At 68.3% G+C, this 19734-nt stretch carries 22 protein-coding genes; 11 read left to right on the top strand and 11 right to left on the bottom strand.

Annotated elements, in window-relative coordinates:
• The 3 genes from AC07OD_RS02485 to AC07OD_RS02495 form a co-directional block, all read right to left on the bottom strand.
• Positions 1-1461, bottom strand: coding sequence for a TolC family protein (locus tag AC07OD_RS02485; protein WP_494594930.1), 1461 nt, complete (start codon positions 1459-1461; stop codon positions 1-3).
• 552 nt (positions 1462-2013) lie between these two features.
• On the bottom strand, positions 2014-2487 hold the full coding sequence (locus AC07OD_RS02490) for a hypothetical protein (protein ID WP_494594932.1): 474 nt from the start codon (positions 2485-2487) through the stop codon (positions 2014-2016).
• Between the two features lie 87 nt (positions 2488-2574).
• Positions 2575-3198 carry a YitT family protein gene (locus AC07OD_RS02495; protein ID WP_218294261.1) on the bottom strand — a complete coding sequence of 208 codons (624 nt, stop codon included), beginning with the start codon at positions 3196-3198 and terminating at the stop codon, positions 2575-2577.
• 336 nt (positions 3199-3534) lie between these two features.
• Between AC07OD_RS02495 and AC07OD_RS02500 the strand changes: the two genes are divergently transcribed.
• Genes AC07OD_RS02500 through AC07OD_RS02515 form a run of 4 tightly spaced genes read left to right on the top strand, consistent with a single transcriptional unit; the run spans position 3535 to position 8225 of the window.
• Entirely contained in the window at positions 3535-4305 is a 771-nt protein-coding gene (locus tag AC07OD_RS02500) for a DUF3348 family protein (protein WP_218294262.1), read from the top strand.
• On the top strand, positions 4302-6983 hold the full coding sequence (locus AC07OD_RS02505; protein WP_218294263.1) for a DUF802 domain-containing protein: 2682 nt from the start codon (positions 4302-4304) through the stop codon (positions 6981-6983). The genes AC07OD_RS02500 and AC07OD_RS02505 overlap by 4 nt, the downstream gene beginning before the upstream one ends.
• Positions 6980-7639, top strand: a complete 660-nt coding sequence (locus AC07OD_RS02510) for an OmpA family protein (protein WP_218294264.1) — start codon at positions 6980-6982, stop codon at positions 7637-7639. The genes AC07OD_RS02505 and AC07OD_RS02510 overlap by 4 nt, the downstream gene beginning before the upstream one ends.
• Positions 7632-8225: a DUF2894 domain-containing protein gene (locus AC07OD_RS02515; protein WP_492246465.1), complete on the top strand. Its 594-nt coding sequence runs from the start codon at positions 7632-7634 to the stop codon at positions 8223-8225. The genes AC07OD_RS02510 and AC07OD_RS02515 overlap by 8 nt, the downstream gene beginning before the upstream one ends.
• 91 nt (positions 8226-8316) lie before the next feature.
• Here the strand turns inward: AC07OD_RS02515 and AC07OD_RS02520 are convergent, their stop codons facing one another.
• Positions 8317-8592 carry a hypothetical protein gene (locus AC07OD_RS02520; protein WP_218294266.1) on the bottom strand — a complete coding sequence of 92 codons (276 nt, stop codon included), beginning with the start codon at positions 8590-8592 and terminating at the stop codon, positions 8317-8319.
• A gap of 127 nt (positions 8593-8719) precedes the next feature.
• Between AC07OD_RS02520 and AC07OD_RS02525 the strand changes: the two genes are divergently transcribed.
• The gene (locus tag AC07OD_RS02525) at positions 8720-9190 is read left to right on the top strand and encodes a response regulator (protein ID WP_494594936.1); all 471 of its coding nucleotides are present in this window, start codon (positions 8720-8722) and stop codon (positions 9188-9190) included.
• A 7-nt stretch (positions 9191-9197) separates the two neighbouring features.
• Here the strand turns inward: AC07OD_RS02525 and AC07OD_RS02530 are convergent, their stop codons facing one another.
• Both AC07OD_RS02530 and AC07OD_RS02535 read right to left on the bottom strand, forming a co-directional pair.
• Positions 9198-10082, bottom strand: a complete 885-nt coding sequence (locus AC07OD_RS02530) for a DUF3703 domain-containing protein (protein ID WP_494594938.1) — start codon at positions 10080-10082, stop codon at positions 9198-9200.
• Positions 10083-10085: 3 nt separating this feature from the next.
• A complete protein-coding gene (locus tag AC07OD_RS02535) occupies positions 10086-10745 on the bottom strand; it encodes a cation efflux transmembrane domain-containing protein (protein ID WP_218294269.1) in 660 nt (219 codons plus the stop codon).
• A 79-nt stretch (positions 10746-10824) separates the two neighbouring features.
• On the opposite strand from AC07OD_RS02535, the gene AC07OD_RS02540 reads away from it, so the two are divergent.
• From AC07OD_RS02540 to AC07OD_RS02555, 4 genes are all read left to right on the top strand, one after another.
• On the top strand, positions 10825-11295 hold the full coding sequence (locus AC07OD_RS02540; RefSeq protein WP_218294270.1) for a Cd(II)/Pb(II)-responsive transcriptional regulator: 471 nt from the start codon (positions 10825-10827) through the stop codon (positions 11293-11295).
• Positions 11296-11497: 202 nt separating this feature from the next.
• Positions 11498-12298 (top strand): MlaE family ABC transporter permease, encoded by an 801-nt coding sequence (locus AC07OD_RS02545; protein WP_218294271.1) that lies wholly within the window; start codon positions 11498-11500, stop codon positions 12296-12298.
• A gap of 57 nt (positions 12299-12355) precedes the next feature.
• Positions 12356-13393 (top strand): MlaD family protein, encoded by a 1038-nt coding sequence (locus AC07OD_RS02550; protein ID WP_218338889.1) that lies wholly within the window; start codon positions 12356-12358, stop codon positions 13391-13393.
• Complete coding sequence (locus AC07OD_RS02555; RefSeq protein ID WP_494594941.1) at positions 13390-14091, top strand: hypothetical protein; 702 nt, start codon at positions 13390-13392, stop codon at positions 14089-14091. The genes AC07OD_RS02550 and AC07OD_RS02555 overlap by 4 nt, the downstream gene beginning before the upstream one ends.
• A gap of 25 nt (positions 14092-14116) precedes the next feature.
• Here the strand turns inward: AC07OD_RS02555 and AC07OD_RS02560 are convergent, their stop codons facing one another.
• Together AC07OD_RS02560 and AC07OD_RS02565 are read right to left on the bottom strand one after the other, a co-directional pair.
• Positions 14117-14500, bottom strand: a complete 384-nt coding sequence (locus tag AC07OD_RS02560; RefSeq protein WP_369642265.1) for a hypothetical protein — start codon at positions 14498-14500, stop codon at positions 14117-14119.
• A 157-nt stretch (positions 14501-14657) separates the two neighbouring features.
• On the bottom strand, positions 14658-14840 hold the full coding sequence (locus AC07OD_RS02565; protein ID WP_218294274.1) for a hypothetical protein: 183 nt from the start codon (positions 14838-14840) through the stop codon (positions 14658-14660).
• 413 nt (positions 14841-15253) lie between these two features.
• Between AC07OD_RS02565 and AC07OD_RS02570 the strand changes: the two genes are divergently transcribed.
• Positions 15254-15847, top strand: a complete 594-nt coding sequence (locus AC07OD_RS02570) for a low affinity iron permease family protein (protein ID WP_218294275.1) — start codon at positions 15254-15256, stop codon at positions 15845-15847.
• 48 nt (positions 15848-15895) lie between these two features.
• Here AC07OD_RS02570 and AC07OD_RS02575 read toward each other — a convergent pair whose 3' ends face one another.
• Complete coding sequence (locus AC07OD_RS02575) at positions 15896-16213, bottom strand: hypothetical protein (protein ID WP_492245502.1); 318 nt, start codon at positions 16211-16213, stop codon at positions 15896-15898.
• Between the two features lie 280 nt (positions 16214-16493).
• On the opposite strand from AC07OD_RS02575, the gene AC07OD_RS02580 reads away from it, so the two are divergent.
• Positions 16494-16868, top strand: coding sequence for a glycosyltransferase family protein (locus AC07OD_RS02580; protein ID WP_218294277.1), 375 nt, complete (start codon positions 16494-16496; stop codon positions 16866-16868).
• 116 nt (positions 16869-16984) lie between these two features.
• On the opposite strand, the gene ligD is transcribed toward AC07OD_RS02580, so the two are convergent.
• A complete protein-coding gene (ligD, locus tag AC07OD_RS02585; RefSeq protein WP_494594944.1) occupies positions 16985-19474 on the bottom strand; it encodes a DNA ligase D in 2490 nt (829 codons plus the stop codon).
• Positions 19475-19550: 76 nt separating this feature from the next.
• Complete coding sequence (locus AC07OD_RS02590) at positions 19551-19706, bottom strand: DUF3606 domain-containing protein (RefSeq protein WP_494594946.1); 156 nt, start codon at positions 19704-19706, stop codon at positions 19551-19553.
• Positions 19707-19734 lie beyond the last annotated feature (28 nt).

Consider the following 19734-nt stretch of genomic DNA (forward strand, 5'->3'; position numbering starts at 1 on the left):
TCAGTGGCCTTGTGGGGATGAGGAGGGGGCAGCGCTGGCTGCCAGGTCTTGCAGCGCGCCCGGCGACGTGCCGGTGAGGGTGAGCTGCAGGTCGGTCTCGGCCAGCCAGAAATCGCGCTGGGCTTCGATGGCGTTGGCCACCGACTGCGTGCTGGCGCGCGCCTCGGCCAGCAATTCCCAAACGCTGGCGAGCATGCCGTTGTAGCGCAGGGTGGTCTCCTGGGTGATGAGCTGGCGCAGGGGCACCACCTCGTCGCGCTGCTGGCGCGCCAGGTCGAGCGCGGTGCGGTAGGTGAGCCACGCGGCGCGCACTTCGCCACGGGCGCGCACGGCGGTCTCCTGCAGCTGGGCAGCGCTTTGCTCCACCTGGGCCTGGGCCCGGGTGCGGGCGGCACCGCCCCAGTCGAACAGGGGAAGGGGCGCATCGATCTCCCAGCCGCGCGTGATCTCGCGGTGGCCGGAGCCGCGCTCGGCGGCGGTGTTGCGGCTGTAGGCCAGGCCCACGTCGCCAAACACGGCCCCCGCGCGGCTCCAGCCCTGGCTGACCGCCTGGGTGTCGAGCTGGCGGCGTGCGGCCTGCACATCCAGCCGCTCGCGCAATGCGATGGATTCGATGCCGTCCGCGGGCAAGGCGCCGTCTGGAAGGGGTGGAAGCGCGTCCGCCAGGCGGTACTGCGCCTGCAGTCCCCACAGGCCCATGCGGCGGTTGAGCTGTTCGCGCTCGGTGGCGGCGGCAAGCCGGGCGCGGGAACGCAGGCGGATGGCCTCTTGCAGCACCGCCTGTTCACGGGCGTGCTGCAGGCGGCTCCAGTTGCCTACGCGCGCCATGCGGCGGGCCAGTTCGGCTCCGGCTTCTGCGGCTTGCACCATGCGGTCGTGCGTGGCGCTGACCTGTTCGGCAGCCACGGCGCGCAGCCAGGCGCGCCGTGTGTCGGCGGCCAGCGCCACCACCTCCTGCGCGGCTTGCAGCGTGGCGATCTGCATGCGCTCTTCCTGGCGCTGGCTGCGCCATGGCAGGGTGATGAGATCCAGCAGGCTGAAGGCCAGGGTGCGCTCGATTTCACGCTCCTGGCTGTTGGTGAAGCGCCCCAGGGCCAGGTGTGGGTTGGGCAGCGTGATGGCCTGCACGCGTTCGGCATCCGCCACGCCCAGGGCAGCCAGCCGCGCCTGCAGGCCGGGGTTGTTGAGCAAGGCGATGCGCACGGCGGCATCCTGCGTGAGGGGCTGGGCCAGCCACCCCTGCAAGGACTGCTCCGCCTTGGCCCGGGCTGCCGCGTCGCTGGCGGGCAGGGCCGCGGCCTGCGTGCTGCCCGTTCGGCCCGCGGTGAGCGCGGCCACGTCGCCCCGCAGGCCGTCGGGCGAGACGCTGGCGCAGCCCGCGAGTACGGCCGCAGCGGCCAGCACGGACAGGCGTGCGGGACGGCGGCGTGCCGTTGAAGAAAGGAACTGCGGCGCGCTCATGGCCGGCTCCCGGGCGCGTGGTGGTGGCCATGCGGGGAGGGTTGCGGGGTTGCGGAACCACCCTGGCTTCCGTGGATGCCGCGGGAGTCGCCGCGTCCGGCGTGGTGCCCCTGTGGCGTCGGGGCGCTGGGGGGGCGAGGCTGGGCGCCCTGCCGGGCCTCCCAGGCCAGGATGTCGGCATGGCCGCGGGGGAAGGCGGCCACCGCCCTGTGCGCATCACGCCACGCATGGGGTGCGGGCGCCTCCTGCGCCAGCGCAGGCTGGGGCCCGGTGGCGCGGTGGACCAGCGCCGCCGTGGGCGCATCAGGGTCCGCCGCAGGGAAGGGCAGGGATCCCGTGTCCGGGGATGCGGTGCCGTTGGCGAGTGAAAGTGCCGGTGCGAGCAGCACCAGGCAGGCTGCTCGCCGGAGCGACGGTAAAGACAGGAAAAGTGAAATGGGGGCGCGCATGGCGATCTCCAGACAACAGACGAACAGGGCATGGCGCTGCCGCCCCGCCACCCGATGGCGGGTGGCTGTGGGGCTCGGGCAGACGCACTTCGGGCGTCAGAGGTCAGGCGATGGGTGGCTTGATGGCCAGTGCCGCGGGAGCACTGTCAAACTGCGCGGAGGCGACGGGCAGCATGGCGCCCGTGGGGGGGTGATCCGGTGCTGGCGCCATGGGCGCATCCAGCATCGCGGAATGGCAGATCTCGCACGCCGAGCAGGCGGCGGAGTGGTGCTCGTGCGCCGCGCAGCCGGCACTGGTGCCGTCGCACCCGGCGGAGGCAGCGGCCAGCATGGCATGGCCAGGGGCGTGGGCAGGGTTCTGTCCGTCCCCGCCCTCTCCGGCAGGCAGGCCCTGGTGGTGCTCCTGCCCCGCCGTGCCGATGGAGTCGCCGCCAGCGGCATGGTGATGGGAATGTTCCTGCGGGTGCGACGTGCCCGCGGGGAGCAGCGGCGGCAAGACGCCCGCGGCCATGGCCGTGCCGGTGAGGCCCCGAAGGACCAGCACCAACATCAACACGAAATAGAGGCCGCGACGCATCCACCAATGATACGGCGGCGGGCCCCAAGGTTCCCGGCGCCTTTCCATATTGTCATCTGGCGGCCATCGCCGGGCCGCACAGGCCGCTCATACCGCCATGTAGCGCCCCGGGCGGTGGTTCATGGCCAGCACCAGGTTCAGCGCCACGGCCCCGGCGATGGACCAGGCGACGCGAAGGGGTTCCACCGTCCACAGCGCCAGCAGCACGATGCCGCAATCCACGGCCATCTGGATCTTGCCCGCGCGCCAGCCGTAGCGTTCCTGTAGGTAGAGCGCGGCGATCCCCACGCCGCCCAGGCTGCACCGGTGGCGAAACAGCACCAGGAACCCCGTGCCCGTGATAAGCCCCCCCGCGATGGCCGCATACGGCGGCTGCAGCTGCGCAAACTGCAGGAACTGCGCCTGCAGTTCGGTCAGCAGCGACAGCAGCAGCACGGCGGCAAAGGTCTTGACCGTGAACGCACGCCCCAGCTTGCGCAGGGCCAGCCAGTAGAAGGGCAGGTTGAGGACGAAGAAAATCTTGCCGAAACCGATGCCCGTGGCGTAGTGCAACAGGAAGGCAAGGCCTGCCGTGCCCCCGGTGAGCAATCCCGCATTGGTGAAAAACGCCACGCCCACGGAGATCAGCAGCACCCCCGTGAAGATGGCCACCGCGTCTTCCGTGAGCGTGTGGGGCGCTGCGGCGGCAGCGGGCGTGGGGGTGGAGGGCATGGGAGGAACAGCGGGAGAACTCGGCATGGTGCGCAGCGACGGGCCGTGGGGGAGGGACAACCGCCGGATTGGACCATGCAATCCCCGTGCCCGGCTTGAGCGGCGTCAAGGCTTGCGCGCGCGGGGAAGGAGGTGGGGAGGCGCTCCCGCCGGCACGGGCCCCTGGCCAGGTTTTTGCCTTGGACCAGATGTAACACCTGCAACCTCGGGCCCGGCGCGGCAGGGCGGCCCGCGGTTCCTGCGAAAATAGCTGGTTTTGCCCACTGGGGACCGGTTCCCTGATGCCCCCGCCCTCCGGGAGGGCGGCAAGAAGCGCAGTGAAATGGTTTTCCAGGGATGTATCCGCACCACAGACTCAGCAGCTCAGGACTGGTTGTCCTGCTCCAGCAATGGATGCAGGCCGATGCGGGTGCGGCCGCGCGCGCCGACGTGGCGCAGGAGCTGGGCCAATGGCTGAGCACGGTGGACGCCGTCACGCTGAGCCGTTCGCTGCATGCCATCGACGCCTTCCCGCAGGGGGAGGTTGCGGGCGCGGACGGGGCGGACCTGCAGGCACTGCAAGCGCTGTTTCAGCGCACCCAGGCAGAGCTGACGGCGCTGGCGTCGTCCAAGCCCGCACCCGCTAAGCCGGCCCGCGAGCGCGCCGACAACACGCGCGCCCAGGCGCCGGACCCGCAGGCCGAGGCCGAGTACGGCTTTCATGCGCCGCGCTACCTGGGCCTGCAAAAGCAGATGGATGCGAAGTTGCTGGGCTTGCGCGCGCAGGTGCGCCACGGGGTGTCGCAAGGCTCCCGGGGCCTCAGGCAACTGGCGGCACTCGATGCCGTGATGGAACAACTGAGCTTTGTGCGCGAACAGCGCCTGTGGGCATCCCTGTCCGCGCACCTGGACCGGCGCCTGGTGCAATTGCGCCGCGCCCACCAGGAGCGGCTTTCGGCCCAGGGGCTGCCGGATGACCCGCAGCGCTGGCGCCTGCCCGGCGGGTGGCTGCACGCGTTCGAGCGCGACATGCAGGCGCTGCTTCTGGCCGAGATGCATGTGCGGCTGCAACCGATCCTGGGCCTGCTGGAAGCAGCCCGCAACGAGAACTTGGAACGACACGAATGAACAAGAGTGTGATGGCCGCCGTATTTGCCCTGGGCCTGGCGGCAGTGGGATGGGTCGGTTGGGGATTCGTGGGGTCGAGCCCGCTGGCACTGGCGATGACGGTGGTGATCGGCGCGGTCTATGTGCTGGGTGCGCTGGAGCTGGTGCAGTTTCGCCGCGGCACCGTGGCATTGGCCACGGCGCTGGCGGATGGCGCGCAGCAGCCCCTGGTGGACCTGGGCTCCTGGCTCGACCGCCTGCCCGCCGCGCTGCGCCACCCGGTGCGCCAGCGCATCGAGGGGGAGCGTGCCGTGCTCCCGGGGCCGGCCCTCACGCCGTATCTGGTGGGACTGCTGGTCATGCTGGGCATGCTCGGGACCTTCCTCGGGATGGTGGTCACCTTCAAGGGCGCGGTGTTTGCCCTGGAGACCTCGGGCAGCCTGGAGGGCATCCGCGCCGCCCTGGCCGAGCCCATCAAGGGCCTGGGCCTGTCGTTCGGCACCTCGGTGGCGGGCGTGGCGGCCTCGGCCATGCTGGGGCTCATGTCCGCGATCGCCCGTCGTGAGCGGCTGGTGGCCGTGCGGCAGCTCGATGCGCACATTCCCACCGTGTTCCGCCCGTTCTCTGCGAGCCATCGCCGCGAGGAGACCTTCCAGGCGCTGCAGGCCCAGGCACAGGCCATGCCGCTGATCGCCGAGCGCCTTCAGGGCCTGGTGGAAGGGCTGGAACGCCGCCACGACAAGCTGGCCGCGCAATTGCTGGCGCAGCAGAAGGATTTCCATGGTGAGGCGTCGTCGGCCTACACCCAGCTGGCGGGCGCCGTGGGCGCATCGCTGCACGACAGCCTGGGCGCCAGTGCCCGCATGGCCGGCGAAACGCTGCGGCCCGTGGTCGAGCAGGCCATGGCCGAACTGGCGCAGGAATCACAACGCGCGCACCAGCGGCTGGCCGATGCCACGGCGGCCCAGATGCAGGCGCTTTCGGCCCAGTGGGAGGGCACGGCCCGCCAGGTCTCGGACACCTGGACATCGGCCCTGGACAAGCACACGCAAGTGCAGGACCGCCTGATGGGCGGGTTCGATGGGGCGCTGCAGTCGGTGACCCAGTCGTTCGAGCAACGCTCCGCGGCGCTGCACGCGGCGCTGCAGGACACGGCGGCGCAGTCGCACGCCGCCCAGAAGGCGGCCGACGAACAGCGCCTGGCCGGGTGGACCCGGTCGATGGAGGGCATGGGCCAGACGCTGGCGGCGCAGTGGGAGCGGGCGGGCACACGCGCCGTGGAGCAGCAGCAGGGCATGCGCGACGCGCTGGAGGGCGCCACGGCGCGCCTGGACCAGTCCCTGCTGGCGGCCACCCAGGCTTTCGAGCAGCGCTCCACGGCCCTGGTCGCGTCGCTGCAGGACACGGTGGCGCACACCCACGCGGCCCAGGCAGCGGCCGACGAGCAGCGTATCGCCGGCTGGCGCGCATCGATGGAAGACACGGCCCGCTCACTCGCCGCCCAATGGGAGCGCGCGGGCGAGCAGGCCGCAGCCCAGCAGCGGGGCGTGGCGCAGGCGCTCGCAGGTGCTGGCGCGCAGCTGGGCGAGTCGCTGCAATCGGCCACGCAATCGTTCGACCAGCGCTCCAGCGCGCTGCTGTCGTCGTTGCAGGACACGGTGGCGCAGTCCCACACGGCCCAGATGTCGGCCGACCAGGCGCGCCTGGCCGGCTGGAACGCGTCCATGGAGGGTATTGCGCAGTCGCTGACGGCCGAATGGCAACGCGTGAGCACCCAGACGCTGGAGCGCCAGCAGGCCGTGTGCGATGCCCTCGAGACCGCGGTGACCGGGCTCACCGGCCGCATGGGCGAGCAGGTGGCCAAGACCCTGGACGGCACCGCGCGCCTGATGGACCAGTCCGAAGCCTTGCTGCGCACCCGCACCGACGCGGAGGCCCAGTGGCTGCAGGCGCAGGGCGACCGCATGGATGCGCTGGCAGGCGTGTGGCGCACCGAGCTGGCGGCGCTGCGCGATGCCGAGGCTGAGCGCGGGCGTGCGGCGGTCGACCGCCTGGAGGCCTTGCAGGAGGCCGTGGCCCAGCACCTGGCCACGCTGGGGTCGGCGCTGGAAGCACCGCTCACGCGCCTGCTGCAGACGGCGTCCGACGTGCCGCAAGCGGCTGCGGAGGTCATCGCCCAGCTGCGCCATGAGATGACGCAGCTGAGCGAGCGCGACAACGTGGCGCTGGCCGAGCGCACGGCCATGATGGAGCAGCTGGGTACGCTGCTCCAGTCCGTCAACGAGGCCGCTGTAGAGCAGCGCGGTGCCATCGAATCCCTGGTGGGCACGGCCGCTTCGGTGCTGGAGCAGGCGGCATCGCAGTTTGCACAGGCGCTGGACAGCCAGGTCGGCAAGGCGGACGAAGCGGCCACCCACGTGGCCGCCAGCGCGGTGGAGCTGTCGAGCCTGGGCGAGGCCTTTGGCCACGGCGTGGGGCTGTTCACCGCCAGCAACGAAAAGCTCATGGACAGCCTGCAGCGCATCGAAGGCGCCATCGGCCAGTCCCTGTCGCGCAGTGACGAGCAACTGGCCTACTACGTGGCGCAGGCACGCGAAGTGATCGACCTGAGCATCGCGTCGCAGCAGGGCATTGTGGAAGACCTGCGCCGGCTCAAGGGCAGGGCGGTGGCCGCCGCTGAACCGGAGGTGGCCGGATGATGGGCCTGGACGACGCCCTCGACGAGGGGACCGAGCAGACCGCGCCGGTATGGGCCGTGTTCGGCGATCTCATGGCCGGCCTGCTGGGCGCCTTCGTGCTGATCCTGGTGGGCGTGCTGGTGGTGCAGATCGATCTGGTGGCCAGCCTCAGGCAGGAGGTGGAAAAGCGCCAGCAGGAAGAGCAGCGCCGCATGGCCCTGGAGAAGGCGCTGGCCATCCCCTTGGCCAGCGGCCGTGTGACGGTGAATGACGGCCGCATCGGGATCAGCGGCAGCGTGCTGTTCGCCACGGGCTCCGACGAGTTGCGGCCCGAAGGCCGCCAGCTTCTCAGAAGCCTCGTGCAGCCCCTGCAGGTGTACCTGCGCGAACGCGACGAGATGCTGATGGTGAGCGGGTTCACCGACAACACCACACTGCTGCGCGGCAGCCAGCAGCGCTTTGCCGACAACCTCGAGCTGTCCGCCCAGCGGGCGCTGACGGTCGCGCGGGCGCTGATCGACGAAGGCATGCCGTCGTCGCAGGTGTTCGCCGCAGCGTTCGGCGCGGAGCAGCCGGTGGCCTCCAACGCGGATGAAAAAGGCCGCGCGCAGAACCGCCGCGTGGAAATGGCTCCCGTGCCCAAGGCATCGGGTGCAAAGCCTGCGCGGCATGAGTGAACCCACGCTCGAATCCCTGCGCGCCGAGGGTGCGGACCGCCACGACCCCGTGCGCTACCGCTACCTGGAGGTGCTGGCCGCGCGCCTGCCCGCACAGCCCCCCGCGGTGCAGCAGATACTGGAACAGCGGCTGCGGCGGGCCGTTGGGGCCTATGCGGACGGAGCCCGCGCGGCCGGCGGGCCGGCCCCCGGCGCGGTCGAGCCACCGGCGGCATCACCCCTGGCCCGGCTCAACCGCGACCTGGACGCACGGGCGCAGGCCGATGCGGAACGGGTGCGCATCGAAGGCGGTGCCAGCGCGTCGGACATGAAGAGCGTGCGCCAGTTCAGCGAGGTGTGGTCCCGCATTGCCGCAGAGCAGCAGGTGGTGCAGGCGCTGGACCGTGGACCGGAGAACGCGGGGCCGCTCAACCCGCACAAGCTCATGCTGCGGTCGCTCAGCCTGATGCGGGGCCTCTCGCCCGACTACCTGCGGCGCTTCCTGTCGCAGATGGACTCGCTCCTGTGGCTGGAACAGGCGAATGCAGCACGCCCGAGAAACCTGGGCCCCGCAGCCCGCGGGGGGCGAAGCCGGCCCAGGGCATAAGAAGTCCCTGTCGAATCCGGCGGGCCCTGTCCAGGGAGGGCCTGGCGCCGCACCGGCCGCCCCAGGGTTGCCTGGCCTGCGCCCATGCCCCTCACTGGGGCTTGGCCGCGATGTGGCGTTGCAGCAGCGCGTTGGACTGGTCGAGTGCCTCGGCGGTGTCGCTCAATTGCTGCTCGAGCTGATCCGTGCGCTCCACCGCCGCCTGCAGGTCGCCTTGCAGGGCGTCGGTGGGAATTTGTGTCGTGAGCACCGCGTGCACGACATCGAGCTCGTTGGCCGTGGCCTTGATCTGCTCGGCCGTTTCCAGGTTGCGGTTCAGTACCTCATCGATCTCGGAGGGCTGGGGCTGCTTCGTTGCGCTGGGCATAGGTAAGTCTCGCTAAGTATGAAGAATCAACTTCTGCCATCGGGGACGCGGCGCCATCGCCTACAGGCCGGGAGGTCGGATCAGGCGACATTGTAGGCAGCATCACAACAGAAAACGCAGCTCCCAGATGCCCCTCAACACCATCCTTGTCGAAGACAGCAAAACCATCCAGGAAACTCTGGTGCCCGCGCTGGAGGAACTGGCGGACGCGCGCGTCCTCGCCATCGCCGAAACCGCCAGCGACGCCACGGAGGCCGTCGCGCACTGGCGGGAAGACTGGCAGCTGATGGTGGTGGACCTGTTCCTGCGCGAAGGCTCCGGGATAGAGGTGCTGCAGGCCCTGCAGCGCGGGGATCGGCTGCGCGCAACGCCTGGCGCACGGCAGGGCAGGCCCGGACAGCATGTCTACGTGTTGTCCAACTATGCGACGGCGGACATGCGCCGCCGGTGCGAGGAGTTGGGCGCCGATGGGGTGTTCGACAAGTCCACCGAGCTGGACGCCTTTTTCGAGCGTTGCAGCGAGCTGCCGCGCCGCGCAGGCACTGGCACTGGCACTGGCACTGGCACTGGCAGTTTCGCCGCAGCGGATCGCCGGTAGCCCTCAGCTACCGGATGGCCGTGCCGGGACGGCTGGCTGTGCCATCCTCCAGCGCCCGTTCGATGAGCGCAGCCACCGCGGGGTCCGGTGCCATGGGCCGGAAGGCGCTGACGTGCGCGCGTCCGATGTTCCCGGCGGGCAGGCGGGCCAGCAGGTGGCCCAGTGGTACCAGCGCGAGCCGCGCCATCTGGCCGGCGGCCTCGTGCGAATCCCGCAGCTGCAGCGCGTAGCGCAGCATCGCGCAGTGCGATCTCCAGTGCAGGGGCAGGGAAGCCTGGCCCAGCACATGCGCTGCCTCCAACCACCGCCAGCGCACCGCCGGGGGGGCCTCCGGCTGGCCCGCAAAACCGGCGAGCAGATGCTCGAACGCTCGGCGTTTGTGTTGCGCACAGGAGGGCGCTGCATGTTCTGCCGCCCGCAGCCCCGCGTGCTGTTCCGCCAGCTTGCGCCAGCGGCGCTGGCGATGCCGGTAGAACACCTGGGCGAATGCCGTGCTCAACGGCGTCATCAGCCAGGGCAGGTGGCGGGCCACGACCTTCACGTCGTCGGTGTACAGGGTCGTGCCGTCCGGCAGGGGCTCGAGCGTGATGCGGTGGTCCCAGCGGCGCATGAGCAGGCCGTCGCCGTTGTCACGCAGCGTGGGCCAGCCGCCAGCCTGCGGTGGCGGCTCGATGGAAATGCGCACGGTCTGGGGGCCCATGGGCAGCACGCCCAGCAGCCGCATGTCCAGCGCGAACTCGCCCTGTTCCCAGTGCGCGGGCCATCGCGCGCCTTGCACGGGCCGGAACCGCATGAGGGGCGCGGTGATGTGGCGAAAGACGGCGGTGCTTTGCAGCTGCGTGGCCACCCACTCGGGCGGCGCGTTCAAGCGGGTGGACAGGTGCACGCGCATGGCTCAGTGCCCTTGCGGCTGCGGGCGGGCAGCACCACCCGCCAGTTCCTGGCGTGCCTGGCGGATCACGCTCCAGCCCCCGGTGATGGCCAGCCATGCCATGACGGCAGCCACCGCCAGGTCCGGCCAGGCCGTGCCCGTGCCGAACACCCCCAGCGCCGCGCCCATCACCGCGAGGTTGCCCAGCACGTCATTGCGCGTGCACAGCCACACGCTGCGCATGTTGGCATCGCCTTCGCGGTAGGCGTACAGCAGCACCGCCACGCCCAGGTTCGCGGCCAGGGCCAGCAAGCCCACGCTGCCCATCGTCAGGGGTTCGGGCGCAATTCCCTGCCAGGCGCCCCAGGCCACGCGTCCCACGACCACGAGGCCGAACACCAGCATGCTGGCCCCCTTGACCAGCGCAGCGCGTGCGCGCCATGCCAGGGCCATGGCCAGCACCCACAGCGAGAGTGCGTAGTTGGCCGCGTCGCCCAGGAAGTCGATGGCGTCGGCCAGCAGCGATGCCGAACCGGACTGCAGGCCCGCTCCGATTTCGAGCAGGAACATCGCGGCATTGACGATGAGCGCCACCCAGAGGATGCGGCGGTAGCGCGGGTCCGCGCTGGTGGGGGCACCGTGGTCGTGGCCGTCGTTGGAATGGTGATGGCAATGTGCGGACATGGCGGTTCTTCTTTCTCCCGGGAGGGTTTTCAATGTGATGGCATCATTGGAAACCTTGAAGTCACTTGAAGGTCAAGCGATGGCACAGCCGGTTGCACAAACCCCCCAGTACCGCATCGGCGAGGCTGCCCGGCAATCGGGCGTGTCCGCCGCGAACATCCGCTACTACGAAAAGGAAGGGCTGCTCGCGCCTGGTGTCCGGGAGGACAACAGCTATCGCCTGTACAACGCGGACGATGTGCACCGCCTGCGCTTCATCCGCCTGTGCCGCGCGATGGACATGTCGCTGGACGAGGTGCGCACCCTGCTGGCGCTGGACTGGACCCGCAAGCAGGACTGCGACGCCGCGCGCGACACGCTGGATGAGCACCTTCAGCATGTGCGTGGTCGCCTGGCGGAACTGCTCACGCTGGAGGCCGACCTGCTCGCGCTGCGCAACCGCTGCGACGGGTCGGACACGCACTGCCACATCATCGAGGCCCTGCATGCGCGCGCCGATGAGCAGTCTGCCGTGGCTGCCTCGGCCGGCGTGGGAAAGCGCCATGTGTAGGCCAGCCGGGCGGCCCGCCGGCGGCACGGCCATGCCGGGTGGCCGCGAGGATGTGAAGAGCTGTTTCCTCCGTGCAGCCTATTGCTCCTGAAATGATAGCTTTTAGCGCTTATGAATGAAGCGCTGGAGACCAAAAACACTCGCAATGGCCCTGGCGGCTCGTGGTCGGTGCGGGCCCGGGTCACGCCGCTATGATCCGGCCATGATTTCGCGCTTGCCCGGCCTCTCCCTGCCCGAACGCGTGTGGAATACCGCGCGGCGCTGGGCGGTCGCGTGGTGGCGCATCCTGTACCTGGGCGCCGTCGTGCTCGTGCTGGTGCTGTCTCCGTCCAGTTACGGCAAGGGCACGCGCAGGGCGCTGGCGCGCCATCTGTACCTCGATACGGCACCCGTGCTGCTGGGGTTCACGGTGCTGGCGGCGCTGATCAGCCTGGTGCTGACGCGCATCGTCGTGGTCACGGCGCTCAGCTATGGCCTTTCGCGCTATGCGCTGGAGATGGTGATCCGCGTGCTGGTGCTCGAGCTGATCCCGCTCACGGCCGCGCTGTTCGTGGCGATGCGCTGCACCATTCCCAACGGCACGCAGATCACCCGCCTGCGGCAGAACGGCCGGTTCGACGCGCTGCGCGCCCAGGGCTCGGACCCGGTGCGCATCGAGCTTCTGCCGCGGGTGATCGCGGGCGTATTCGCGTGCATCACGCTCGCCGCGCTCAGCTGCGTGGTGGCACTGGTGTTGGCCTATCTGGGGGTGTATGGTTTCAACTTGGCGGGGGCGCCCAGCTACACGCGCATGTTCGGCCAGGTGTTCACGCCCAGCGTGACGATGGTGTTCGTGCTCAAGACGGTGTTCTTCAGCCTGGCCGTGGCGCTCATTCCCATGGCTGCGGGCCTGTACGACACTGGCGACCGCACCCAGCCCGATTCGGAGCTGGGGGGCCTGGCCCGCATGTTCGCCGTCCTGCTGCTGATCGAGGTCGCCTCGCTCATGGGCAACTACTACTGACTCCTGCCTGCCGACATCCGCCAGACCCTTACATCCCGCGACCCACGCCCGGCATCCATGAACGACGAGAACCCCCACCACCGCCCCACACCGCCCCCCGGGCCAGCGCCAGCGCCTGCGGCCGCCGACGTGCCGCCGGTGGAAACCTTGCGCCCGGTAGCCTACCTGGAGCTCAAGGCGGCGGCGCTGCTGCTGTTCACGCTGGCGCTCATCGTGGGATCGGGCCTGTACCTGCTGTACGCGCGCGGTGCGTTCGAGCCCACGCAGACCCTGGTGCTGACCGCCGACGACTCCGAAGGCGTGGTGGTGGGCATGGACATGACCTTCTCCGGTTTCCCCATTGGCCGCGTGCGCCGCATCGAACTGGCCGAAACCGGCAACGCCCGCATCATCGTGGACGTGCCGCGCAAGGACGCCCACTGGCTGCGCGAATCCAGCGTGTTCACACTGGTGCGGGGCATCGTGGGGGGCACCAACATCCGTGCCTACACGGGCATGCTGAACGACAAGCTCCTGCCGGACGGCTCCGTGCGCCCCGTGCTGCGCGGTGATGCCACCGCCGAGATCCCGCAGCTCATGGCCTCGGCCCGCGAACTGCTGTCCAACCTCAATGCCCTCACCGCGCAGGACGCGGCCCTGGGCGGCAGCCTGGCCAACGTGCGGGCGCTGACCGACCGCATCAACGGCCCGGGGGGCGTGCTGGGCGTGCTGATGGGCAACGAGGCCGATGCGAAGAAGATCGTGGCCACGCTGGAACGCACCAACGCACTGCTCGCGCGCCTGGATGGCATGGCGGCACGTGCCGATAAACAGGTGTTTGGGGCCGATGGCAGCAAGGACGCGCTGGTGCCCGAAGTGCGGGCCACGGTGGCCCAGCTGGGGGGCCTGCTGGCCGACACCCGCGCGAGCCTGCAGAAGGTGGACGCGGTGCTGGTGGAGGCGCAGGCCATCGGTGCCAATGCGCGGGAAGCCACGACCGACCTGGGCGCATTGCGCGCCGAGGTGGAAAGCAACCTGCGCAAGGTGGAGAGCCTGGTCAATGAGATCAACCGCAAATGGCCTTTCGCGCGGGACACGGAGCTCAAGCTGCCATGAAGCGTCTTATCCCCACGCCCCCTGCTGTGCTGCGGCGGCACCTGACCCATGCCGCGCTCCTGGCGGCGGTGCTGCTGCTGTCCGCCTGCTCCGGCAAGCCCCGGGTGCCCGACTGGCAGATGAACGCCCAGGCCTCCGCGCAAAAGGCGCTGGAAGCCTATCTGTCAGGCAATGACCGTGTCGACAGGCTGGAGTGGGACCGCGCCCGCGCGGAGGTCGCCCGCACGGGCCGCCCGGATCTGCTGGCCCGCCTGGAGCTCATGCGTTGCGCGGCGCAGGTCGCCAGTCTGGTGGCTGGCCCGTGTGAACGCTTTGAGCCATTGCGCGCGGATGCGGCGGCGCCGGAGCGTGCCTATGCCGACTACCTGGCCGGCAGCTTGCCGCCGCAAGGGGCAAGCCTGCTGCCCGAAGCGCAGCGCAAGGTGGCCATGTCGGGGGATGGGGCGGCCTTGTCCGCCATCGAGGATCCGCTCTCGCGCCTGGTGGCGGCCGGGGTGCTGTTTCAGGCAGGGCGTGCCAGCCCGGCCGTGATTGGCAACGCCATCGATGCCGCGTCCACACAGGGCTGGCGGCGGCCTTTGATGGCCTGGTTGACGCTGCAGGCGCAGCGCGCTGACGCTGCAGGAGACGCGGAGTCGGCATCGGCGCTGCGGCGGCGCATTGCCATCGTGGAGCAGGGCGCCGCAGGCTTGCGCTAGCGGGCCGGGACTCCAGGGGCGATTCTCAGCGCAACCGTGCCTGCAGCTGTGTTTCGATGTGGTCCCGCTCCGAGGCAAACTGCTGGGCGCTGATTTCATTCGCCTCGTATTTGCGCGCCGTGGAAAGCAGAAGCACGGTGTTCTCCAGCCGTGTGTCTTGCTGCAATGAAGGGGGCAGGGCCGTCAGGCGGTCGAAGCTTTGTTTGTAGAGTTCGCTCCAGCTCAGCGTCCCCGCCTGGGCCTGGGCACGGGCGCCATCATGCCAGCGGGCGAACTCTTCGAGGGAGCTGTCGCGCGGGCTCGTGCAGCCCAGGAGGCCCGCGATCAGCGCCAGGGCGGACCAACGCCATGCGATGGCGTGAGAGGAAGAGGAATTCAGGCCTGCAGAGATTCGAAAACGTGTGGTCACGATCGTCCTCCATTCTTGAATGACAACGAAAATGCCGTTGTGCAGCGCCAGATGGTACTCCGATGCTATGATTTTTTCTACTTTGCCAAAAAAGTGCAGAAGCGCGCACCGGATGTGGGCAATCTACGTGCCCTGGCAACCCAGTGCCGGCAGTCCGCTACTGGAACAGGCTCGTGGGCAGGAGTTGGTCCAGCCCATGGGGCAAGAGCGACATGGAGTCCACCGACTGCACCGCCACATCGGGCATCAACAAGGATGCCGCTGCAAGTACCGCAAGCACGACCGTACCGGCAAACGCTGCAAGTGCGCGGGCTCCGGGGGGCAAAGGGTGGCGTTTCATGATGGTTCCTTTGTTAAAAAAGGTGGGAGTCGCAATGACCTCCCGGGCCAGCCTCAATGGCTGATAGCGGAGATTTCAGCAAAGCAACCGGTGTGCGTCTGTCAGACAACTGCGATACCGGGCGCTGGCTGGACGCTGTTGCCTTTGGTTGCAATTGCTGGGATGAAGAAGAGCCCCCGGGTGTCCGGGTGCTCGCAGGGGTGAATCTGTAGGACCCGGCGCATGGCGGATGGGCAAGGCTTCCGACCTGCCGGCCGGGCAACGCACTCCCACAATCACCGCAGCCCGGCAGGGCCCTTCAGGCGAGGGCTGGCGCGACCGGGCTTTTCCCTTGGCTGCTTGCAGGCCGTGCGCTGCGGATCGGCGGCGGCAGCCCTCCGGCCCTTGACCAGTCAGCGAGAAAGGAAGTCCCCATGAAAGAGCCACTACTGCAGCAGGGCGAGGGCACGGATGCGATGGGTGCCATGCCTTCGACCAGCAGCCCGTCTTACGCCACCCGTACCTCCGTGCAGGCGGCCTTTGACCATTTCGCATCGCATGTAACGCGGTGGGCCGGATCTCCCGGCATGTTCTGCGCCGCGCTCCTCATGGTGCTGGCCTGGGCCGTCACCGGTCCGATCTTTCACTTTTCAGAGAACTGGCAACTGGTCATCAACACGGGAACCACCATCGTGACGTTCCTGATGGTGTTTCTCATCCAGCAAAGCCAGAACAAGGACAGCGTGGCCATTCACCTCAAGCTCAATGAGCTGCTGGCGGCCAATCGGCATGCGAGCAACCGCATGATCGGCATCGAGGACCTGGACGAACAGGACCTGCGAGAGGTCGCGAGCTTCTATGTGCGCTTGGCCGAACGGGCCAGACAGGCCGGCAGGGACAAGTGCGCGCACTCCATTGACGAAGAAGGCATGTCCGCTTCGGCCATGGACGCGCATCGCCCCGCCCATGCGCGCGAGGCCGTTGCGGTTCTCGGCGCAGGCTGCAGTGGGCGGGAAGGGGCTTTGTGAGTTGGGGGCGCGGATCCCGCACGCCCACCTTGAAAACGTCCGCAGGTGCTAGGAATCCAATGTCGTCCGTGTCGCATCGCGTTCCATGCGGCAGCTGTCCAGCGAGGGCAGCCAGTCGGGAATGATGGAGCCGGAAGACAAGGTGGCGGTGAACCTGAAGGCGTGGTGGGGATAGGCTTTTGCCAATGCCGCGCGACCTTGCTGGGAAATGCCGAAGACCTCCGCCACCTGGTCGCGGGCCCCCACATCCGGGAGCCGCACGTCAACAAGCTGCGCGGCCGCCAGCACCCGAAGCTTGTCCACGTCGCAAGGCTTCTCGACGGTCTTGGGCAACTCGGTCTGTGCAAGGGCGAACAGTAGCTCCATGGGCATGTTGCACTCCATAGGGGGTGGAGTGACTTATTGTGAATAGAGCAGATTCTCATGACAACAAATCGCACTTTTTGAAACAAATTCTGCAATTTGTTGCAATTTCGGTTGTGTTGCCACGACCACGTGTCCGACTGGCGGGCAGGCATATGACTGACATCCGCGCACGAACGCGGGGCATCCAATGAAGCTTGCATGACGGGCCCGTGGGGCGATTGCCAGCGCTGGAGACAGCACCGAGAAACGGGCCCCCTGGTGATGAGAATGCGAGGCTGAGATGCAAAATGACCTGTTGAATCAAGCGCACGTCCGGGAATCCATTGCCGGGGAGGAGGATCCGGGCGCCGCGCTGGACGTGGTAAGGGCCATGGTGGGCCGAAATCCTGATGAGGCGCATTCCCCGCATGGGGTCAACGCAAAAATCAATTTCAGCTGCAGTGATGGCAAGGAGAACATCGCCGTCGACGTGGTCTGGCCGCGGCACCATGCAAAGGAAGATGTCGCAAAGCTGCTGGGGCTTGTGATGGCCCACCATGGCGCCATCGCGGACACGGCCTGGTCCTTGTTTGCCGCCACCGGAAAGAGCCCCATGGAGCTCGAGGTGGACGAGGGACAGGACGGCGTCTTCTATATCAATCGCAGAGATGCGTGAGGCGAAAGCAGGGGCGGTCGATGACGTTCCTGGCGGAGTTTTCATCGATTTTTGAAGCGGCGTGTCTTTTTGAAGCGGCGTGTCTTCGTCGAATGGAGTTTTAGGGTGGCGCGGCTTCAGTCCAGCGCTTTCAGGGCGCTGGATATCGACACCGCAGCCTGCCCATAGCCCTCCCAGGCGCCGTTGCCCACGGGCAAACGTGGCCCTACGTTCTGGATATTCCAGTGCGCACCGCTCCCCAGCATGTCCAGTTCCGGCCACGATACCGGGACCGATATGCCCATCCCGGGGCGTGCGCGGGCCGTCCAGGCGCTTGCTGTCGTCGCTCCGAAACCATTGCGAAGGTAGTCCACGAAGACCTTGCCCACGCGGTTTTTGGGCCCGCTCTTGGCCACGAACCGCTGTGGAATCGTCTGTGCCAGATGCCGCACCACCGCCTGGCTGAATCCCTTGACCGTTTCCCAGTCATGAAGCCGCTTGATCGGCACGACGATGTGCAGGCCTTTGCCTCCGCTGGTCTTGAGAAAGGCGGGCAGGCCCAGCTCGGTGAGCATCAGGCGCACCAAGGTCGCTGCTTCCTGCACGTGGGTCCAGGGCACTCCCTCGCCGGGGTCCAGGTCAAAGGTCATCCGGTCCGGTCGCCCTATCCTGTCCTTGCGGGCATTCCATGTATGCAACTCGACCGTGTTCATCTGCGCGGCCGACAGCAGCCCTTGCGGGCCCGCGATTTCAAGCAGAGCAGGGTGCCCGGGAAAAAGGCTCTCCGCGAGCTGCCGCACGCCCTCCATGCGGCCAGTCTCCAGGTGCTTCTGAAAGAACAGTTCACCGCTCACCCCGTCTGGTGCTCGGACGAGGGAAACCGGGCGGCCTTCCAGGTGGGGCATCAGCAGCGGCGCCACGGTGGCGTAGTAGCGGATGAGGTCGATCTTCGTGGTGCCGGTGGATGGGTCAATGACCCGCTCGGGATGCGATACGCGCAACGAACCGATCCCGGAGCCGGCGGCGGCCGGGTGTTTCGCCCACTGCTTCGGCCTTTCCTGGACAATGGCCTGGGGCGGCTTGTCATCGCGCAGGCCATGAAACACGGAGTGCCGGATTCTGCCTTCCTTTGTCCATTCTCCAAACGAGACTTCGGCGAGGAGCTTCGGCTCGACCCAGTGGGCTTTTTTCCCGATGGCGCGCGGATTGGCGAACGGGCTCGCGCTGGTGCGCAGCGCACGGAGCCTTCGGCTCAGATCGGCCAGGACGCGTTCACTGAACCCCGTACCCACATTGCCCGCATAGCGCAGTGCGCCGGTGTCGTCGTGGACACCGAGCAGCAAGGACCCAATCCCCGTGCGAGATCCCTGCGGGTCGGTGTAGCCGCCGATCACGAACTCCTGGCGGTGGGTGCACTTGAGCTTGATCCACTCCGCGCTGCGCCGAGAAGCGTACCCGCCCGCCTTGAGTTTTCCGATGACCCCTTCAAAGCCCAGCTTGCAGGCCGAGGAAACCAGGTCTGCCGGCCGCGCTTCAAAGGCCTCGCTGAAGCGCACCCGGTCGGTGGGTGCCCCTTCCACGACCTTGCGAAGATGCTCCCGCCGCTCCACGAGAGGAAGCGCACGAAGGTCGTGGCCATCCGCGTAGGGCAAGTCGAACACATAGAAAACCAGTGCTTGCGTGGACTGGCCATCGAATGCATTTTGCAGCGCCTGAAAGTCTGGGACGCCATGGGCATCGGGCATGAGCACTTCACCGTCAATCCAGCCGGACTTCAACGCAAGCCTGGCGATGGCCGCCGCCAGGTCCGGCATCCTGGCCGTCCAGTCATTGCCGTTGCGGGTGAACAGCCGCGCCTTGCCTCGTTCCACGCGGGCCAGGAGGCGGTAGCCGTCGAACTTCAGCTCCCAGATCCAGCCCGTGGTGTCATGGGGTGGACCGTCCACCAAGGTGGCGAGCTGGGGCGACAGCGTCTCCGGGAGCGGCGCTCTGGGCGCCGTCATCGCGCTCGCCTGGCGCTTGGCGGACGGCGCCACGCCGCCGGGCCTTGCCGGGGCCTTTCGGGGCGCGGAGACCGCGGGCGCCGCCGCGACGCTGTCGGGCATTTCATCCACCACGCTGAACTCGTGGCCGGGGCGTTCCAGCCCGTCGTGTTCCTTGATGAGCAGCCAGGGTGGCTGCTTTTCGCCTGCGCGGCCGTGCATGCGCACCAGCGTCCAATGGCCCTGGAGCTTGTGCCCGTGAAGCTCGAACTTCAATTTCCCCTTGCGGTAGCCCTCGTGGGGGTCCCCGACCGGCACCCAGTAGCCGCGATCCCAGATGATGACCCGGCCGGCACCATACTGCTTTGCCGGAATCTGGCCTTCGAAGCTGTTGTAGGCGATGGGATGGTCTTCCACCTGCACGGCCATGCGCTTGTCGGCCGGATCGTAGCTCGGCCCTTTGGGCACGGCCCAGCTCTTCATCGTGCCGTCCAGTTCAAGCCGCAAGTCATAGTGCAGGCGGCTGGCCCAGTGCTTCTGGATCACATACTGCAGGGCATCGCCGCCCGGCACACCGCTTTCCGCGGGCTCCGGCGTCAGCGCAAAGTTGCGCTTCTTCCTGTACTGGGCCAAGGGCTCCTTCATGGTGGCTCGAGGCGACTATGCCGCAGAACGGCGTCCGGGGTGGCGCGTTGCCTTGGGGGTGCCATGGCAGGCCCCACTACCGCGAAACCAGGTACTCGCGGGCCTTGTCGGCGGACGGGCCGGCCGGGGCTTCCGCGACGCCCAGGCTATGGGCCCAGTCGCGCACTTCACAGGGTTCGCTGAGGTTGATGAAACGGCGGTCCTGTACCGTCTGGCTTTTGTCATCGCTCATTGCCGGCTCCTTGAATGAACGGCCAAAG

Source organism: Acidovorax sp. GW821-FHT10E03 (genome assembly GCF_059415205.1).

What these genes read in the sequence shown, in the direction of transcription:
- AC07OD_RS02485 (WP_494594930.1), bottom strand. Translation starts at nt 1,461, where the DNA reads ATGAGCGCGCCGCAGTTCCTTTCTTCAACGGCACGCCGCCGTCCCGCA.
- AC07OD_RS02490 (WP_494594932.1), bottom strand. Translation starts at nt 2,487, where the DNA reads ATGCGTCGCGGCCTCTATTTCGTGTTGATGTTGGTGCTGGTCCTTCGG.
- AC07OD_RS02495 (WP_218294261.1), bottom strand. Translation starts at nt 3,198, where the DNA reads ATGCCCTCCACCCCCACGCCCGCTGCCGCCGCAGCGCCCCACACGCTC.
- AC07OD_RS02500 (WP_218294262.1), top strand. Translation starts at nt 3,535, where the DNA reads ATGTATCCGCACCACAGACTCAGCAGCTCAGGACTGGTTGTCCTGCTC.
- AC07OD_RS02505 (WP_218294263.1), top strand. Translation starts at nt 4,302, where the DNA reads ATGAACAAGAGTGTGATGGCCGCCGTATTTGCCCTGGGCCTGGCGGCA.
- AC07OD_RS02510 (WP_218294264.1), top strand. Translation starts at nt 6,980, where the DNA reads ATGATGGGCCTGGACGACGCCCTCGACGAGGGGACCGAGCAGACCGCG.
- AC07OD_RS02515 (WP_492246465.1), top strand. Translation starts at nt 7,632, where the DNA reads ATGAGTGAACCCACGCTCGAATCCCTGCGCGCCGAGGGTGCGGACCGC.
- AC07OD_RS02520 (WP_218294266.1), bottom strand. Translation starts at nt 8,592, where the DNA reads ATGCCCAGCGCAACGAAGCAGCCCCAGCCCTCCGAGATCGATGAGGTA.
- AC07OD_RS02525 (WP_494594936.1), top strand. Translation starts at nt 8,720, where the DNA reads ATGCCCCTCAACACCATCCTTGTCGAAGACAGCAAAACCATCCAGGAA.
- AC07OD_RS02530 (WP_494594938.1), bottom strand. Translation starts at nt 10,082, where the DNA reads ATGCGCGTGCACCTGTCCACCCGCTTGAACGCGCCGCCCGAGTGGGTG.
- AC07OD_RS02535 (WP_218294269.1), bottom strand. Translation starts at nt 10,745, where the DNA reads ATGTCCGCACATTGCCATCACCATTCCAACGACGGCCACGACCACGGT.
- AC07OD_RS02540 (WP_218294270.1), top strand. Translation starts at nt 10,825, where the DNA reads ATGGCACAGCCGGTTGCACAAACCCCCCAGTACCGCATCGGCGAGGCT.
- AC07OD_RS02545 (WP_218294271.1), top strand. Translation starts at nt 11,498, where the DNA reads ATGATTTCGCGCTTGCCCGGCCTCTCCCTGCCCGAACGCGTGTGGAAT.
- AC07OD_RS02550 (WP_218338889.1), top strand. Translation starts at nt 12,356, where the DNA reads ATGAACGACGAGAACCCCCACCACCGCCCCACACCGCCCCCCGGGCCA.
- AC07OD_RS02555 (WP_494594941.1), top strand. Translation starts at nt 13,390, where the DNA reads ATGAAGCGTCTTATCCCCACGCCCCCTGCTGTGCTGCGGCGGCACCTG.
- AC07OD_RS02565 (WP_218294274.1), bottom strand. Translation starts at nt 14,840, where the DNA reads ATGAAACGCCACCCTTTGCCCCCCGGAGCCCGCGCACTTGCAGCGTTT.
- AC07OD_RS02570 (WP_218294275.1), top strand. Translation starts at nt 15,254, where the DNA reads ATGAAAGAGCCACTACTGCAGCAGGGCGAGGGCACGGATGCGATGGGT.
- AC07OD_RS02575 (WP_492245502.1), bottom strand. Translation starts at nt 16,213, where the DNA reads ATGGAGCTACTGTTCGCCCTTGCACAGACCGAGTTGCCCAAGACCGTC.
- AC07OD_RS02580 (WP_218294277.1), top strand. Translation starts at nt 16,494, where the DNA reads ATGCAAAATGACCTGTTGAATCAAGCGCACGTCCGGGAATCCATTGCC.
- ligD (WP_494594944.1), bottom strand. Translation starts at nt 19,474, where the DNA reads ATGAAGGAGCCCTTGGCCCAGTACAGGAAGAAGCGCAACTTTGCGCTG.
- AC07OD_RS02590 (WP_494594946.1), bottom strand. Translation starts at nt 19,706, where the DNA reads ATGAGCGATGACAAAAGCCAGACGGTACAGGACCGCCGTTTCATCAAC.